The 16,545-nt window shown below is 47.2% G+C and carries 15 protein-coding genes; 3 read left to right on the top strand and 12 right to left on the bottom strand.

Annotated elements, in window-relative coordinates:
• Positions 1-124 precede the first annotated feature (124 nt).
• Complete coding sequence (locus tag OU814_RS05060) at positions 125-3,412, bottom strand: efflux RND transporter permease subunit (protein WP_326498281.1); 3,288 nt, start codon at positions 3,410-3,412, stop codon at positions 125-127.
• Between the two features lie 5 nt (positions 3,413-3,417).
• On the bottom strand, positions 3,418-4,713 hold the full coding sequence (locus OU814_RS05055) for an efflux RND transporter periplasmic adaptor subunit (protein ID WP_268181044.1): 1,296 nt from the start codon (positions 4,711-4,713) through the stop codon (positions 3,418-3,420).
• Positions 4,714-4,919: 206 nt separating this feature from the next.
• Here OU814_RS05055 and OU814_RS05050 point away from each other — a divergent pair, with 206 nt between their 5' ends.
• Positions 4,920-5,237 (top strand): hypothetical protein, encoded by a 318-nt coding sequence (locus tag OU814_RS05050; RefSeq protein ID WP_017290201.1) that lies wholly within the window; start codon positions 4,920-4,922, stop codon positions 5,235-5,237.
• Positions 5,238-5,292: 55 nt separating this feature from the next.
• Here OU814_RS05050 and OU814_RS05045 read toward each other — a convergent pair whose 3' ends face one another.
• Genes OU814_RS05045 through OU814_RS05035 form a run of 3 tightly spaced genes read right to left on the bottom strand, consistent with a single transcriptional unit; the run spans position 5,293 to position 8,808 of the window.
• The gene (locus OU814_RS05045) at positions 5,293-5,907 is read right to left on the bottom strand and encodes a cytochrome c oxidase subunit 3 (RefSeq protein ID WP_017290202.1); all 615 of its coding nucleotides are present in this window, start codon (positions 5,905-5,907) and stop codon (positions 5,293-5,295) included.
• Positions 5,908-5,964: 57 nt separating this feature from the next.
• A complete protein-coding gene (gene ctaD, locus OU814_RS05040) occupies positions 5,965-7,725 on the bottom strand; it encodes a cytochrome c oxidase subunit I (RefSeq protein WP_268181041.1) in 1,761 nt (586 codons plus the stop codon).
• A gap of 9 nt (positions 7,726-7,734) precedes the next feature.
• Complete coding sequence (locus OU814_RS05035; RefSeq protein WP_268181039.1) at positions 7,735-8,808, bottom strand: cytochrome c oxidase subunit II; 1,074 nt, start codon at positions 8,806-8,808, stop codon at positions 7,735-7,737.
• Positions 8,809-9,112: 304 nt separating this feature from the next.
• On the opposite strand from OU814_RS05035, the gene OU814_RS05030 reads away from it, so the two are divergent.
• Positions 9,113-10,033 (top strand): COX15/CtaA family protein, encoded by a 921-nt coding sequence (locus OU814_RS05030; RefSeq protein WP_017290205.1) that lies wholly within the window; start codon positions 9,113-9,115, stop codon positions 10,031-10,033.
• Positions 10,034-10,071: 38 nt separating this feature from the next.
• On the top strand, positions 10,072-11,043 hold the full coding sequence (locus tag OU814_RS05025) for a heme o synthase (protein ID WP_326498280.1): 972 nt from the start codon (positions 10,072-10,074) through the stop codon (positions 11,041-11,043).
• A gap of 138 nt (positions 11,044-11,181) precedes the next feature.
• Here the strand turns inward: OU814_RS05025 and OU814_RS05020 are convergent, their stop codons facing one another.
• The 7 genes from OU814_RS05020 to lpxC all read right to left on the bottom strand — a co-directional run bounded on the left by OU814_RS05020 (position 11,182) and on the right by lpxC (position 16,545).
• Positions 11,182-11,523: a XisI protein gene (locus OU814_RS05020; protein WP_268181035.1), complete on the bottom strand. Its 342-nt coding sequence runs from the start codon at positions 11,521-11,523 to the stop codon at positions 11,182-11,184.
• Positions 11,511-11,927, bottom strand: a complete 417-nt coding sequence (locus OU814_RS05015; RefSeq protein ID WP_268181033.1) for an element excision factor XisH family protein — start codon at positions 11,925-11,927, stop codon at positions 11,511-11,513. Before OU814_RS05015 ends, OU814_RS05020 begins: the two co-directional genes overlap by 13 nt.
• Positions 11,928-12,027: 100 nt before the next feature.
• Complete coding sequence (locus tag OU814_RS05010) at positions 12,028-13,005, bottom strand: hypothetical protein (protein WP_268181031.1); 978 nt, start codon at positions 13,003-13,005, stop codon at positions 12,028-12,030.
• 60 nt (positions 13,006-13,065) lie between these two features.
• The gene (gene lpxB, locus OU814_RS05005) at positions 13,066-14,229 is read right to left on the bottom strand and encodes a lipid-A-disaccharide synthase (protein ID WP_268181029.1); all 1,164 of its coding nucleotides are present in this window, start codon (positions 14,227-14,229) and stop codon (positions 13,066-13,068) included.
• Between the two features lie 42 nt (positions 14,230-14,271).
• Positions 14,272-15,078 carry an acyl-ACP--UDP-N-acetylglucosamine O-acyltransferase gene (gene lpxA / locus OU814_RS05000; RefSeq protein WP_017290208.1) on the bottom strand — a complete coding sequence of 269 codons (807 nt, stop codon included), beginning with the start codon at positions 15,076-15,078 and terminating at the stop codon, positions 14,272-14,274.
• A gap of 69 nt (positions 15,079-15,147) precedes the next feature.
• On the bottom strand, positions 15,148-15,651 hold the full coding sequence (gene fabZ, locus OU814_RS04995) for a 3-hydroxyacyl-ACP dehydratase FabZ (RefSeq protein ID WP_017290209.1): 504 nt from the start codon (positions 15,649-15,651) through the stop codon (positions 15,148-15,150).
• Between the two features lie 21 nt (positions 15,652-15,672).
• On the bottom strand, positions 15,673-16,545 hold the full coding sequence (lpxC, locus tag OU814_RS04990) for a UDP-3-O-acyl-N-acetylglucosamine deacetylase (protein WP_268181026.1): 873 nt from the start codon (positions 16,543-16,545) through the stop codon (positions 15,673-15,675).

Genomic DNA, 16,545 nt, shown 5'->3' with positions numbered 1-16,545 from the left:
CAAGTAACATCGGTTCTGCTGCAATCGATCAGACGATACGATGCACTGAACCAATTCTTACAATAAGCAACTTTATGGCTTTACAAGGTTAAGCGCGATTTAAAACCAAATTAATTTCTATTTATTAGGTTTCTTCAGAGGTTTTTGGAATGAGCGGTTGAACGCGATCGCGCGATTTGGAAGAGTGCCGTGATTTTCTGAGTTTGGGGGGAAACCCACCGATGAGATCATGTAACAGAACATAGAAGCACGGAATGATAAACAAGGTTAAAAGTGTCGCCAATGACAACCCAGAAAAGACGACGATTCCTAACGGCTGTAGAAATTCTCCACCTTGCCCAAGTCCCAATGCTAACGGAAACATCCCTAGCACGGTTGTAATTGTCGTCATCAGAATCGGTCTTAAGCGTTGAGGAGCAGCACGCAGGATTGCTGATTTGCGATCGATGCCTTCTCGCTCTCGAATTTGATTGGCAAGTTCCACCATGACGATCGCATTATTCACGACAATCCCAACTAGCAGTACTGCACCAACAATCACCGTTGCTCCGATCGCAGTTTGCGTAACAAACAATCCTAAAATCCCACCTGCTAGCGCTAGCGGAATCGTGAACATAATCACCAGCGGATCGATCAGCGAATTGTACTGAACTGCCATGACTACAAAGACCAGAAAAGCAGCTAACCCGCCTAATAACGGCAAAGCAGATTGAATCTGTTGATTACTTTCAGCAGCCGAACTTGGCAAGCGACTGATTCCTTCAGGCATCTGAAATTGTTGCAGAATTTCGTCAACTTCTTTTAGGGCTGCCCCTAAGCTTGCCCCATCATTCAAAGTCCCCGCGATTTGATATACCTGTCGCTGATTGATGCGTTGAATTTGCCCGGGTGCTTGTCCGTTTTCGATCTGCGCTACATCGCTGAGTCGAACTAATTCATTGTTGTCAGTGAACAGAGGAATCTGCCCAATTTTAGAAGGTCGATCGATTAAGTTTTCATTCAGTTCGACTCGAACATCGACAAGCCGATTCCCCCTTTGGATTTGCGTTGGAGTTGTTCCTTCGATCGCAGTTTGAATCGTTTCTCCGATATCCTGTGTATTGAGTCCGAGAGCGGCGGCACGTTCGCGATCGCGGCGAATTTGGATTTCAGGTTGACGCTCATCTGTATCCGGGCGATACCGGGCGAGTTTTGCTTGAGAAAGCCTGCCAACTAGTTGTCGCCCTGTCTGTTCTAGTAATTCAGTGTTCTCACCTTGCAGAATTACATCTACTTCGGCACCTCGAACTGGAGAATTATTCAAAATCAAGCCCCGCACTTGCCCAGGACTAATTCGCAGCAAGATATCTACCAAATTGAGTTTGCGAAACTCCTGGTTCATCTTTTCTGCAAACTTTTCAACGTTCGTGTTCTGCTTCAGCGTAATGTTACTGGAAGCTCGGAGTGGATTTTCACTGGTATTACTTCCAAATAGAAAACCTCCCACTGTCGTAAACACGTATTCCGTCTCAGGTTGATTGAGCAGCAGTTCATCGACTGCTTTCATGACTCTGCGGCTCGTTTCGAGCGGAGTACCAGGAGGAAATTGAGCAAAAATATTTGCTTGTCCCGTGTTGATGCGAGGCAGGATCTCTTGGGGAATGCGACTGACTGCAAATAAACTACTGCCACCAAAGATCAGAAAGGCAAATCCAATGACTAAAAAGCGATTGCGTAGGACTCGATCGAGCAATCGCCCATATCCCGCAGTTGCCGCTTCAAATCTTCGGTTGAATTCTCGAAGCAGCCAAAATCGCCCAACTCCGCTGGAGTAACGAATTGCTAGCAACCGCGAAGTTGCCATTGGGACAACTGTAACCGCAACTAAAATCGATGCGGCAACCGAGAAACTAATCGTCAAGATCAATTCATTGAACAATAGCGCAATGAATCCACCAATCAGCAGAAACGGTAACACCGCAACCAAGTTTGTACTCGTTGAAGCAACTAAAGCTGATTCGACAGATTGCCCACCTGCGATCGATTGCTCAATAATTTCTTCTTTCCCTAAATGACTGCGAGAACTCGTGCCAAAACCAGCTCCTAAATTATCAGAGATTGTTTCTAACATGACGATCGAGTTATCCACGACAATTCCCACCCCAAGCGCTAGACCGCCCAAGCTGAAAACGTTTAAGGATAATCCAAACAATCGCATTAAGATAATTGCAGCCAAAGTTGCCAGCGGAATCGACAACACGATGATCAAGGTCTGCCGCAATGAGCCAAGAAATAGTAATACTGCAACGGCTGCTAATGCTGCCCCGATCAAGCCTGAACTGGTCACATTGGAAATTGAATTTTGAATAAAAATAGATTCATCTAAAGTTGGTAAAAGTTGAGCATCTTGAGGAATGACATTTGACTGCCGTAATTCTTCAATTCTCTTTTTCACACCTTCGACCACTTGAATCGTATTGGCATCCGGTTGTTTCTGGATACTCACTTTCACAGCATCTTTGCCATTCAACACTGTAAAAACTCGTTGCTGCTGCGTTCCATCAATTATCTCTGCAAAGTCTCTCAGATAAACCCGTTGGGATGTGCCTGGAGCTTGTGTTGGCGCTTGCGCGTCAGTTGTAACAGGCTGAGAATCATTGACTTCAAAGGATAGATTGCGAATCTCTTGAGCATTGGCAAATCGACCGATCGTTCGAGTCAACGGCTCGGATCGATTACCTAAAATCCGTCCTCCTGAAATATCGCGATTCGTCTGCTCTAACTCATCTAAAACATCATTTAATCCAATTCCTAAAGCTTGCAGCCGATTGAGATCAACAATCACGCGTACTTCTTCTTCGACACCCCCCGAGACATCAACGGCTGCAACCCCCTGTACGACTCCTAATTCTCGCGCTAGTTCTTCATCCGCAAAAATCCGCAACTGAGAAGACTGAATTGAGTCAGAAGTCAGTGCTAATTCATAAACCGGAAGCTGAGAAGGATCGACTTTGAAAAGCCTGGGTTCTTCGATCGTATCGGGTAAGTTCCCTCGTGCCCGGTTAAATGAAGCCGTAGCATCATTTAAAGCCTGATCAATGTTGCCTCCCGGCTGAAAAAACAAATCCAAACTCACTTGCCCTTCACGAGTTTGAGAATAGATTTGAACCACACCCTCTGTTGTTGAGAGCGCTTCCTCTAGAGGTCTTGTCACTTCATCGACTGCAACATCAGGCGAAATGCCAGGAGCATTCACTCGCACACCAATTCTGGGATAGGTAATCGAGGGTAAAAGATCAACTTGAATCGAATTCAAAAAGAACACACCAATGACCACAACACACAACGTCAGCATCAATGTGCCAATGTGTTGCCGAATTGAAAGACCGCTAATACTAAAACTACTACGTTGAGGAAGGTGCTGCATGGACATGAATTCTATTCTCGTGATAAAAAGCTCAATCGTACTGGTGCGCCTGCTTTCAACTCGCCACTACTGCGAACAACAAAAGATTCACCCGGCTTTAATCCAGAGAGAACCTCAACCTGCCCATCTGCACGCTCGCCCAGTTGCACCTCTCTAGGGCTTACACTGGCTTGTTCCCCCGATCGAGTCACAACATAGATCGTCGCAGTCTTGGGTTGAGACTGATTTTGCCGATTCTGCTGCGGTTTTGTTCCAATCTGAGTTGCGGTTTCAGGCACAACAATTCTCTGACCTTGCTGCTGCTGAAAATTCACTCGCGCGAGCAATCCGCTGCTAATCTGCCCTGTCGTATTTGGAATCGTGACTTCAACCGGAATCAATCGAGCGCGGGACTGGGTTACAGGCGCAATGCGGGTGACTCTCCCATTCAAAGTCTGATTTGGGAGTGCATCTAATCGCACCTGGGCTGCTTGTCCCACTCGAATCTGAGCGAGTTCCAATTCCGAAACCTGAACTTCGACTTTCACTTGACTAAAATCGCCCAATCTCACGACCTCGACTCCGGCTTGCGCTAAATTTCCGGGTTCAGTCGGACGTGCCAAAACAGATCCGGTCACCGGAGAAGTTAATACACTGTAAGATTGCCGCTCCCGCTCTTGCTCGACCACAGCTTGCTGAGCCGTAATCCGTCTCGCCGATGCCGCAACTGCCTGCTGGCGAGTCCCTACCTGTTTCTCTGCCGATCGCAAGGCTTGCTCGGCTGTGCCAACCCGAGTTCTTGCTGTTTCTGCCGTCTGCTCTGAGACTGCACCTTGTCGGAAGAGTTGGGCTTGCCGTTGATAATCCGATCGCGCTTGTGCTAACTCTAATCGCGCACGTTCCACTTGAGTTCGAGCCTCTTCAACATCCACTTGTAAGCTCGCAACCTCTGACTCTCTGGCTGCAACTTCTGCCTCTGCTTGGGCAACGGCTGAGTTCGCGATCGAGCCGTCTAATCTGGCAATGACTTGTCCCGCCTGCACGGCATCCCCAACATCAACTGTAATATCTGTAATTCGCCCTTCAGCTTGGGCGCGCAGAGAGACTTCTCTCGCAGGTCGAGTCGTTCCCGTATAAGTCTGTTCAGAGTTCAATGTGCCAACTTCGGCGATCGCAGCATCGACTGCAACTGCACCGCCTCGATTTTGTTGAACATTTGGCTGCTGCTGAGCATCCCCAGGTGGGATCAAGTTGCAGCTACTTAGTGCTAGCACTCCGGCAAGTCCGACATAGCTCAGAGTCAGGCGAGCAGGGAGCGGAAGTCTCATAGGTCTGAAAGATAAAAAAGCATGTTCACAATTTTTAATGATTTACACCCTAAATAAATCTTTCTAAAGGCTGAACTTGATGACTCGCCTTGGGGGTACGCAAATTCGCTTTCTTCCAAAAGAGTGACGAATTCTAAAGGAGGATTGCAAGAATCGAGGAGGTGTGGGCAAAACCTGTAAAACAATTTGATTTTAGGAAGAGAACCATGGCTGATTCACTGAGAACAATCGATGTTGATACGACGATCGCAGCCTTGCAGCAAGGTTTAACGGCGATCCCTGTTGAGCAAGCGATCGCAGTCATCGAAAGCTGGCAGCAGCAACTTCAAGGCACAGACTTAGCAGAAGACTTAGGGGATCTCAAACAAGCGTTAACCGAGGGCGATACGTCTACGATCGCTCAAATCCTGAGTGATTTAGGCGAGGATACTTCGGAAGCTGCATCTGAGGCAACAGGGAATGTCGCAGTTAAGGTCGAGCAGCTAGGCGAACTTCTATCACAAGCAGGGCAATCCCTGATGTAAGCCAACAAAAAGCGGATGTAGAAACCCACATCCGCTTTTTACTAGGGTTCTAACTCTAGAGAATATAGAGTAGCAAAAACAAAATAATCCAGATGACATCAACAAAGTGCCAGTAGATTTCTGCGGCTTCTACTCCGAAATGTTTTTCACTATTGTAGTGGTTGGGTTTCAGCGATCGCCAAAGTACTGCCAGAATCAAAATCAGCCCAAAACAAACGTGCAGCCCGTGGAAACCAGTCAGAACATAAAATGTACTTGCAAATATGTTCGTTTTCAATCCGAACTCTAGATGAAAGTACTCATAAAGCTGACCCGCCAAAAACACAGCACCCATCGCTGCAGTAATCGCAAACCAGAGTCTTAAGCCTTTCACATCATTCTTCTTAATCGAAGAATCCGCATTATGAATCACAAAGCTACTGCCAATCAGAATCGCTGTGTTGATTCCAGGCAGTAACAGTTCCAGTTTTGGAGTTCCTTCTGGAGGCCAAACCGGCGTAACGGCTCGAAATGCCAAATACGCCATAAACAGCCCCAGAAAGATCATGCCTTCTGCCAGCAAAAACACAATCAGTCCTGGAATCCGCAGATCAGGATGCTCGTGATGTGCCTCTGCCGCAGCTTCGTGATGATAGTTGAGAGAAGTTTTTGCAGGATCGATAGTGGTCATAGCTTTGAGCAATTAAAGGGCAAAGGATGAAAAGCAAAGTTTCCATCCTGACAGAAGTTAACGATTGTGACTTTCAGTGCCTCGATCACTCGGATCAGCGGCAACCACCGGATCAGGTTTCGCTCTCAAAGTTGAGCTTGGGCCAGCCGACAAGGCAGGATCACTCGCATCCGAAAATGGAACATCCACATTTTGCGATCGCGAACCCATCCCATAGTCATACGGACCTGTCGCTAAGACTGGATCAGCGTCAAAATTCTCAACCGGAGGGGGCGAGGTTGTCATCCATTCTAAGGTCAACCCCCGCCAAGGATTATCCCCCGCAGGCTCACCCCGCAACCAACTCCAAGTCGCATTGACAATAAACGGCAAGGTTGAAACTGCGAGCAAATAAGCCCCGATCGTACAAATCAAATTCAACGTCGCAAACTTGGGATCGTACTCAGCCACTCGGCGGTTCATCCCTTCGAGTCCCAACTTGTGCATCGGCATAAAGGCTAAGTTAAAGCCTACAAAGCTGAGCCAAAAATGCACCTTGCCCCAAGTCTCATTCATCATTCGTCCCGTGATTTTCGGGAACCAGTGGTAGAATCCGGCATATAGCCCAAACACACTGCCACCAAATAAAACGTAGTGCAGGTGAGCAACAATGAAGTAAGTATCATGGACGTGAATATCAAATGGAACAGAAGCGACCATTACGCCGCTAATACCACCCACCACGAACAGAGAAATAAATCCCATTGCAAACAGCAACGCTGAACTTCCGTCCAACTTGCCCCCCCAAAGCGTCGCCAACCAGCTAAAAATCTTAATCCCAGTTGGAACCGCAATAATCATGGTGGTGATCATAAAGAACATCCGCATCCAGGGCGGTGTTCCACTCGTAAACATGTGGTGAACCCAAACAATCAAGCCCAATCCACAAATTGCCAGACTAGAATACGCGATCGCTTTATAGCCAAAAATTGGCTTCCGAGCGTGCACCGAAATAATATCGGAGATCATGCCAAACACAGGCAAGATCATGATGTAAACAGCGGGATGGGAATAGAACCAGAATAAATGCTGATAAACGATCGGGTCTCCGCCACCCGTGGGATTAAAAAATGCCGTCCCAATCAGCACATCGAACGAAAGCAAAATCAGAGCGCCCGCTAGAACTGGAGTCGCAATCAACGCCAAAATCGAAGTCGCGAACATTGCCCAGCAAAAGAGCGGCATCTGATTCCAGCCCATGCCGGGAACCCGCATTTTCCAAATCGTGACGAGAAAATTAATTGCAGCCAGAATTGATGAAGTTCCCAGTAGAAGCACGCTGAGAATCCAGATCATTTCTCCCGCTTTGCCTGTAATCAAACTGAGCGGCGGATAGTTTGTCCAGCCTGCTTCCGGCGCACCGACGAGGAAGCTACTCATCAACATTAGCCCTGCCGGAGGAATGATCCAAAACGCCAGCGCATTCAGTCTAGGAAACGCCATATCTCGCGCCCCAATCATTAGGGGAACAAGATAGTTGCCAAAGCCACCTGTTCCCGCTGGCACAATCCATAAAAAGATCATGACCGTCGCGTGAACGGTAAACAAACTGTTATAAACTTCGCGGCTCACGAAATCCGAATCCGGAGTTGCTAATTCCGTTCGCACCATCGTTGCCAGCACACCGCCAATCAGGTAAAACGCAAACGTCGTGACCAGGTATTGAATCCCAATCACTTTATGATCGGTACTAAAGCTAAAGTAGCGTCGCCAGTTTCCGGGTTCTTGTCCGTGAGCAGGGCGATTCGCTTGTTCTTGAAATTCGGCTGCTTGTGTCATAACAAATTCTTAAGAGGAATATGCTTCTGAGCCTTCGCTCATCGGGTGAAGCTGGTGCAGCATTTCAGGAGTAACCCCTGCATCCTGAGCATAAGGAGCAAGGTATTCCGCATCAGTCATCTGTGCTGGACTGAGCGCGATCGCTCGGTTTTGTTCATCTGCTTGCGCCACTTTCATACTTTGTAGCCAAGCGTCATAGCTTTCTTGCGATTCAACCAAAACATGTGTCTTCATCGCGCCATGATACGCCCCACAAAGCTCAGCACAAATGACTGGATAGTCTCCTTCGACAGTCGGCGTAAACCGAATCTCAGATTGGCGACCCGGCACCGCATCTTGTTTTAAGCGAAACTCAGGAACCCAAAACGCATGCAGCACATCGTTAGCGGTGATATTCATGACCACAGGACGACCCACGGGTAAATGTAACTCACCAGAAATAATTTCGTCTGGGTAAGTAAATAGCCAAGCATATTGCATGCCTGCTGCTGCAATCGTCAGCGGTTCTTTTCCGGCAGGAATCCTGCCAACCTTGGGAGATTCAATGCCCATCACCGGAGCATCACGACGAGCGGGAATGTCTTCTTCAACCGCATTTGTGACTGGATTTTGCTTCACGGCTGTATCTGTGGCTTGATTGGGATCAACGTCTGCGATTAAAGGAGCAGCCATAGCAGATCCCTTCATCTGATGATGTTGTCCATGCGCGACCGAATGATCCATCGGGTCGAAGCCACCTTCAGAATTGTAGATATCAAAGCTATAAATCGAAATGCCTAACACAATGATGGCAGGAATCGCTGTCCAGACAATCTCGAGCGGAATATTTCCATGAACTGGATCACCATCGCTTTCATCACCTGACTTCCGACGAAAACGTAACAATGCGAACACCAATACAAAGTTAACGAGCAGGAAAATACCTGTCCCAATCGTTAACATGGCATTGAATAAATTATCGACCAGTGGCGCAGCTTCTGTCGCCGCCACGGGAAGCAGGTTATGGTTTTGACCATACCAGAGGCTGACAAGCGTCAAAACAATGCCTGCAAGAAGAGTTGAAATTTGACTAGGAATATTCACGGCTCACCCATCTTGCCTTTACGACTTCAAGAGTTCTAGATCCTGGTCTAGTCTCCTTCCACGGTAGGTCAGGTTGCCCAGAAAATGCCCACTTTCAACCTGAACTTTAAGATTTTCTTTGGGATCTAGCTGAAAGTATTACAGGATACCGATTTGGTTTTTCTCAAATCCGAAGAATTCCCAAAGGTCGCAGGCGTTCTAGGATTCCATGTCTAAAGTAGAGCTTAGAGCGGATGCTCTCGCAATTGATAAACTTTTATTTTGTTTTGGACAGTTTTAGTAACCTGCCCCGCGAAATACCTCTATGTCTGATTCATCGTTTAATCCCTCAACGCTCGTTCGACCCGCTGCGGCTCGCAGTTGGATTACGCGGCTCGTATTCGCGCTCGCAATCTCAACCTTGTTCTTAATGGCACTGGGCAGCGCCACACGCGTCATGAACGCAGGATTGTCTTGCCCGGATTGGCCCTTGTGCTACGGCGAATTTGTCCCCCGTGCGCAAATGAATCTAGAAGTCTTTCTAGAATGGTTTCACCGATTGATTGCAACCTCGATCGGGTTTGGCGCAATCGCGCTAGTGGCAGTCGCTTGGTGGTTCCGGCAAGACCTGCCAAAATGGACACCCTGGGCAACCGTGTTTGCACTATTTCTCGTGGTTTTCCAAGGTGTTTTAGGAGGTCTAACTGTTACAGAATTGTTACGGTTTGACATTGTGACTGCACATCTTGGAACTGGCTTGTTGTTCTTTAGTACTTTGCTGGCGATCGCAACGTCTTTAATGCCCTATCAGGGAACCGGAACGGTCGGTAAGCTTCGCTGGTTCGGTGTTGCTGCAACTGGCTTTGTCTATTTTCAAAGCATTTTGGGCGGCTTAGTTTCTTCTCAGTGGGCATTGCATCAATGTTTTGGACAATCGCAATTATGCAGCGTGATGAATAGCCACATTGCGGGAATTGTTCCACCGACGATCGCAGTTTTATCTTTGGTGATTTTGGCTTGGCGAACTCCAGCGCTGCATCCTCTCCTCCGTCGTTTAATCAACGTTGCTGGCTTGTTGCTTGTTCTTCAGTTAACTTTGGGCGTTGCAACATTCAAGCTACGGCTACAGGTTGAACCTTTGACGGTTGCCCATCAAGCTACTGGAGCCGCACTGCTTGGGACTTTACTGGTGTTTACGGTTTTAGCGCTGAGAGACTCGACTCCAGCCCTCGAAGCCGAAGCTTAAACCTATAGTTCTACTCTCTCGTTTGACCAGGTATGGAAATGCAAAATTCAGCGACAGGCGTAATTCGCCATAACCAAGATGTTCTGCAAGTGATTAAAAGCTATTGGCAGTTAACAAAGCCAAGAATTATCTTGCTGCTGCTCATCACGACTGCAGGCGGAATGTGGATCGCAGCTCAAGGTCAAGTTGATCCTGTGTTGTTGATCGTAACTTTGTTGAGTGGTACGTTTGCCGCAGGCTCAGCAAATACGATTAATTGTCTGTACGATCGCGATATCGATTACATCATGGAGCGGACTCGCTCTCGTCCGCTCCCTTCTGGGCGGGTGAGTCCCCGAGATGCCTTGATTTTTGCGATTACGTTAGCGGTATTATCATTTGGCTTATTAACCTATTTCGCGAATCTGCTCAGTGCTTGCTTGGCAATGTCAGGAATTTTCTTCTACGTTGTCGTCTATACTCACTGGCTCAAGCGTCACAGCACCCAAAACATTGTAATCGGTGGTGCGGCGGGCGCGATTCCTCCGCTTGTGGGTTGGGCTGCGGTCACAGGGGATCTGAGTTGGGCAGCTTGGGTCTTATTTGCGATTATTTTTCTTTGGACACCGCCCCATTTCTGGGCGTTGGCGATTATGATTCGCGAAGATTATGCCAAAGTTGGCGTGCCAATGTTGCCCGTTGTTGATGGCAATGAACCAACCAGTAAGCAAATTTTTTACTACACGTTGTCTTTGATTCCGGTTTCGCTCTTGCTCGTTTATCCACTGCATGTGATGGGAGCAGTTTATGCGACGATCGCGCTTTTGTTGGGCGGAATTTTTGTTCAGAAAGCTTGGAAGTTGATGCAGGCTCCATCGGATTTGATGGTGGCTCGATCGACGTTCAAATATTCGATTCTGTACTTAATGCTGCTCTGTGCAGGCATGGGAATTGATTCGCTGCCGATGACGCATCAGATGGTCAGCGCGATCGCTCAACACATGCAAACGGTGATTGGAACATTACTGTAGGCATTGCCCAAATTGTAAGAAGTCGGAGTTTTTTCGGAAGCTCCGGCTTTTTTACATGATATGAGCAAGGTCTAGCAGAATTTCCTGAAGACATTGAGAAACTCTTTTTGCTTTGTTTGAGCAGAATTTGCGATCGCGCTACGAAACGGCAAAATCGGAGTACTCCCGCATTGCAGGATGATGAAATCCAATTACAATTTCTTGCTTAGAAATCCCCATCTCTGCAAAGTCTTCATCAACTTCGATGTCAGTATTATTTTCCTGAAGCCAGATCTTGCTGTCTCTAATATCAAAATGAAAAATACAGTGATGAACTCGTCTTTTGCCGCGCCAGCCTACATCTAGCAAGAGATAACGATCATGCTCTGTATCAAAAACAAGTTCAAGTTCAACGTTTGGCTCTGGATGTTGACTCATTGACTTTGCATACCGTGTGAGCAATGCTCTAATACTCTGACGATAGTGTTCTAGTCTATCCATGATTGAATCTCCTCCGTATCTGGAGTATAGACGATCAGTTTGATAGGATACTGAGCAAGCACATCTTGAATTAAGATTTCTCCGAATAGCTCTTCATAGATTGAATCTGGAACAGCTAAGTAGATTGTACGATCTGGTTCAAGTCTTTGCAGCGCAACCTTGTAAGGAAAAAACTGCCCAAATGCTTGATAGAAATCAGTAATTTTTGAAGCTCTGAGAAAGCTTTTGACCTCTACAGCAATCTTCTGGTTATCCTTTTGAGCAGCGATCAGCTTTTCTGCTCCTAAATCTACTTCTAGCCTAAGAGTCCCAATGTTAAGCGGCAAGGGATCGTGGGTAATCGTCCAACCCTCTTTCTCTAACGCATTTTTAACTGCGGTATGAAAACGATCCTTTCGAGACATCTCTTCCCCTTTAGTGCTCTAATCCACATCAGATCAACATCAATTTTGCTCCTCAAGAACATGCTTCAATTTCACTATTCTTAGATATCTGGGATCGTACTTACTCCCTGAAGACAAAGTAATCTACTCTCATGAGTTCAGGAATTGACCTTACTTCTTTAGGGTGCAGTTGACCATCACGATTCTCGTAGATGCCTCCTAGTCTAAATCCTGGATTTTGAACTCGTTGCGGCTTTGTGTAATCGATGTTGCCATTGTATCCAATTAGATAGTCGCCATCGATCGCAGGATCATACGCGTCGTATTCATGAAAAAGACGATATACAAGGTCGTACCCCTGCTCTAGTTCTTTGTCTGTGAGTTGACGGCGACTTGACCAAAAGTAGGCGGTTTGAGAAGGTTGGTCTGGATCTTCGTCTTCGTCACGTTCTTCTGGTGGAGTAAACCAGACAAATCGCTTTGGTTGAATGCCATATTTGGTCGAGTCGGGAGAATCATCTTCTTCATATTCAAAGAATCGGAAGTACTCGACAAGTTTGCCGTTCTCAATCAAGTCATATCCAATCTTTCCTCCCGTATCACTCACAAGAAATCTGATAATGGGTTGTTTGAGTTGATCTGAGAGTTCAATTAATCCATTTGGTGTCTTGACAGAGGTTTGAGCATATCGAAACCCCTCTGTCATTAATGACCAATCATGCCCAACCAATTGATAAGTGAATAGTGAGTTTCGATAAATCTGGATCTCTGTTTCCAACACGTTGCGAAGCGACTGAACTGCTTTCGTCGCTAGTGCATCTGACAATTGATTCAATGGCACTCTCACTAAAACAACTTCAGCATTTCGATCTAGTGTTTCAATCCCACGTCGCTCAGCATATGGACGAGTAAGCTCTGTTGCCGCTCGCTGACTCTGCTGTACCAACTGCTCTAAAAATTCTTGCGACACTTGCCGATTCTCTAAGTTAGTTGTGAGTTGTAAGGTGCCTCTACCTTTTATCCGTGAGGATGCTCTGGTATGTTCAATAGACGCAAAGACTGCCAAAGCTAAAGCAAATTGCCAGAGTTTGATCTGCATCTCGATCGACAATTAAAATTGTTAGTTCAAATATACCATGAGATAAAAGTAGCCTGATACTTACATTCCCACCATTTCCAGCATTGATTTCGCTGCCCGACGACAGGCACCAGGTTCTCCTAATCTCCGTCTCATTTCTTGATAATCGGCGATCGTTTTCCCCCGCTTCTCTGTCTGCAACAATTCCATTGCCGATCGCGCTAAATTCTCTGGGGTTGCTTCATCTTGCAGAAACTCCGGCACAATCTCTTTCATTCCGACTAGATTGGGTGGCGATGCAAAGGGAATTTCCAATTTCAAAATATGCTCAGCCACCCAAGCCGTAAAAGGGGCTAATCGATACATTACAACTTGCGGAACATTCAGCAGCGCAATTTCGAGATTCACCGTTCCCGATTTTGTAATCGCTAAATCTGCGGCAGCGATCGCGTTCAAGGGTGAGCCTTCTACAATCACAGCATTTAAGCCATATTGTGCGATCGCGCTTAAAATTTGCGATCGATACCGTTCCAACGACAAGGGAATCAGAAATTTCACATCGGGAAGTTTCGCCTGAATCTGCTGTGCCGCGCCAAAAATTGCAGGCAGCATGTATTTAATTTCTTGCTGACGCGAAGCAGGAACAAGCACGATCGCCGTTTCATCGGACGAGATCCCTAACTTTTCGCGAGCAGAACTCCGATCAGGTGCATCTTTCATGCGATCGATTAAAGGATGTCCGACAAATTCAGTTTTCGCACCATGTTCGGCGTAGTATTCAGCCTCAGCAGGAAAGATCGAGAGAATGCGATCGCTAATCTGCACAATCCAATCCGTTTTCTTCTGATTAATTCTGACCACCCACTCTTGAGGCGCAATAAAGTAAACCGTTGGAATTGTGGGCAAGTGCTTCCGCACATATAAGCCAATGCTGATGTTTGGATCGCTATAATCCATCATCACAACGAGATCGGGCGGATGCGCTTGGAGATATCGCTTGGCTTGTTTCTGAACTTTCAGCGTCGGCAGAAGGTAGGGTAGACCTTCAATAATCCCGATCGACCCAATTCCGACCGTATTGCCGAGAAGTTTTGCACCTGCTGCTGCCATACGATCGCCGCCGAGTGCCAGAATTTCGATATCGATTCCGAGTTCGCTGGCTTGTTCGTAGAGAGCTTTGACGAGTAATGAGCCTTGCAAATCGCCAGAGACTTCGCCCGTGCTAATAAAAATTCGCTTTTTCATAACTCCTTCTGTCTCGATCCTCTGATCCGCAAACACAGCGAATCAGTCCTTCAACGTCGCACTCGGAGTCAATCCTCTACGCCCTGGCAACATTGACAGTTGCAGAAATCGCTGAAAATGCTGGACATGCTCATTTTCGGGCAATAGATCCAATCGCTCTAACGCCTCATTCATCGCCAAGCCCGATCGAAATACGGTACGATACGCTTTTTTCAACAAACTCAAATCTTCTGACGAAAACCCAGATCGCTGCGGACCAACCTGGTGAAATGCCCGAATCCGAGACGGATTTCCCTCAACAATCACAAACGGTGGCACATCTCGATCGATGCGACTCATGCCTCCAATCATCGCATGTCGCCCAATCCAGACAAACTGATGAATGCCCATCACGCCACTCAATCTCGCCTTCGATTCAATATGCACATGTCCCGCCATCTGCACCGAATTGGCAATAATCACTTGATCCTCAATCACGCACTCATGCCCCACATGCACATAAGCCATGAGCAGATTGCCATTACCGATGAGCGTAATGCGATCGGCAAAGGTCGGGCGGTGAATCGTGACATATTCTCGAATCTGATTGCCGTTGCCGATTCTCACTAGCCCCCGCGATCCGTCGTATTTCAAATCTTGGGGTTCAAGCCCGATTGCAGCACCCGGAAAAATCTGATTCCGCTCCCCAATCTCAACCCACCCTTCAATCACCGCATGATGCCCAACACTTGACCCCGCACCAATCTTTACGTGTTCTCCAATCACAGCATATGCACCAACTTGGACGGTTGGGTGAAGTTGAGCATTCGGGTGAATTACAGCGGTCGGATGGATCAAGGTTGGGGCCATAGCGAAGGGTAGAAGGGTTAAAAGGAAGACATAGCCGCGATCGATACATAGGCTCAGATCGCACTAATCTTAATCGACTAGCGCAAACATTAAATCACCTTCACACGCAAGTTGTCCGTCAACTTCGGCACGACCGCGCATCTTTCCAAATCGACGACCCTTGACTGAAAGCAGTTCCACAGTCATAACCAGTTGATCACCTGGCACAACCGGACGACGGAATCTAACACCATCGATTCCAGCAAACATGAACAAGCCCTCTTGCACATCTGCCATTTGAGTTAAAACAACGCCACCAACCTGTGCCATCGCTTCAACAATCAGCACACCCGGCATAATCGGGCGACCTGGAAAGTGCCCTTGAAACTGAGGCTCATTAAACGAGACATTCTTAATTCCAACCGCCAATTTTCCAGGCACAAAATCGATAATGCGATCGACTAAAGCAAACGGATAGCGATGCGGCAGAAGCTGATGAATCTCCTCAGTGGTGAAGGTTTTCTTCACTTCAGGCTCAGCGGGAGTCTCAACATTTTCGAGCGGTGCAGTATGGGTTTCGATCACGGTTGTCATGGGCGGGTAAGGAGTATAGAACTAAAAATGTGCAGGTAAAATCTCAGACAGTTGACGCACGAGTTGAGTATGCAATTCATGACTCGCCTTGTACGCCAAAAAATGAGCCGTTGGCAACGTCCCCAATAAACTGAGATCTCCTATTAAGTCTAGAAGTTTATGGCGCGCTGGTTCATTTGAAAAGCGCAAAGGTGGATTTATCCATCCTTCACTACTGCAAACCAACGCATTTTCAAGTGATCCGCCTTTAATTAAACCATTCGCTCGTAACTGTTCGATCTGATGAGCTAATCCAAATGTTCTGGCTGGAGCAATTTCGGTGGCAAATGTCTCGGGATCAAATTTCCAACTGTGCCATTGATTTCCGATCGCGCTGAGATCAAAATCAATGCCATAAGAAAATCGCAGTTCGCTCGATGGCAATGCCGCCACAAATGCATCGCCATGACGCACAAATACAGGTTCGGAAATGACGATCGCAGATTTCTCTTCGGTCTGCTCGACAATTCCTGCTTGGGCGATCGCGCTTGTCCACGATCGCGCAGAGCCGTCTAATAAGGGAATTTCCGCTCCATCAACTTCAATGCGAGCGTTATCAATGCCCATGCCTGTGAGAGATGCCAGCAAATGCTCGACTGTGCGAATTCTGGCATCTCCATTTACCAGTTCGGTTGACAGCATCGTTTCACGCACCGACTCAATTCGAGCCGGAATCTCAGGCGCACCAGGTAAGTCTGTCCGAACAAAATATCGTCCTCGGCCTGGCTCAGCAGGTAACACTCTCGCTGTCGTTTCTTCGCCGCTATGCAGTCCGACTCCATAACAAGAGAAGCTTTGACAAATCGATCGCTGAACCTGTCGAGTCATGCGCCCCTGATTCTGCGTGCTTACCAT

The sequence above is a fragment of the Leptolyngbya sp. GGD genome (assembly GCF_026735145.1).
GTDB classification, from domain to species: domain Bacteria; phylum Cyanobacteriota; class Cyanobacteriia; order Leptolyngbyales; family Leptolyngbyaceae; genus Leptolyngbya; species Leptolyngbya boryana.
The sequence above is the reverse complement of the archived record's forward strand: the minus strand, read 5'-3'. Positions and strand labels throughout refer to the sequence as shown.

Coding starts and splice junctions, on each gene's coding strand:
- OU814_RS05060 (WP_326498281.1), bottom strand. CDS start 3,412: ATGTCCATGCAGCACCTTCCTCAACGTAGTAGTTTTAGTATTAGCGGT.
- OU814_RS05055 (WP_268181044.1), bottom strand. CDS start 4,713: ATGAGACTTCCGCTCCCTGCTCGCCTGACTCTGAGCTATGTCGGACTT.
- OU814_RS05050 (WP_017290201.1), top strand. CDS start 4,920: ATGGCTGATTCACTGAGAACAATCGATGTTGATACGACGATCGCAGCC.
- OU814_RS05045 (WP_017290202.1), bottom strand. CDS start 5,907: ATGACCACTATCGATCCTGCAAAAACTTCTCTCAACTATCATCACGAA.
- ctaD (WP_268181041.1), bottom strand. CDS start 7,725: ATGACACAAGCAGCCGAATTTCAAGAACAAGCGAATCGCCCTGCTCAC.
- OU814_RS05030 (WP_017290205.1), top strand. CDS start 9,113: ATGTCTGATTCATCGTTTAATCCCTCAACGCTCGTTCGACCCGCTGCG.
- OU814_RS05025 (WP_326498280.1), top strand. CDS start 10,072: ATGCAAAATTCAGCGACAGGCGTAATTCGCCATAACCAAGATGTTCTG.
- OU814_RS05020 (WP_268181035.1), bottom strand. CDS start 11,523: ATGGATAGACTAGAACACTATCGTCAGAGTATTAGAGCATTGCTCACA.
- OU814_RS05015 (WP_268181033.1), bottom strand. CDS start 11,927: ATGTCTCGAAAGGATCGTTTTCATACCGCAGTTAAAAATGCGTTAGAG.
- OU814_RS05010 (WP_268181031.1), bottom strand. CDS start 13,005: ATGCAGATCAAACTCTGGCAATTTGCTTTAGCTTTGGCAGTCTTTGCG.
- lpxB (WP_268181029.1), bottom strand. CDS start 14,229: ATGAAAAAGCGAATTTTTATTAGCACGGGCGAAGTCTCTGGCGATTTG.
- lpxA (WP_017290208.1), bottom strand. CDS start 15,078: ATGGCCCCAACCTTGATCCATCCGACCGCTGTAATTCACCCGAATGCT.
- fabZ (WP_017290209.1), bottom strand. CDS start 15,651: ATGACAACCGTGATCGAAACCCATACTGCACCGCTCGAAAATGTTGAG.
- lpxC (WP_268181026.1), bottom strand. CDS start 16,545: ATGGTAAGCACGCAGAATCAGGGGCGCATGACTCGACAGGTTCAGCGA.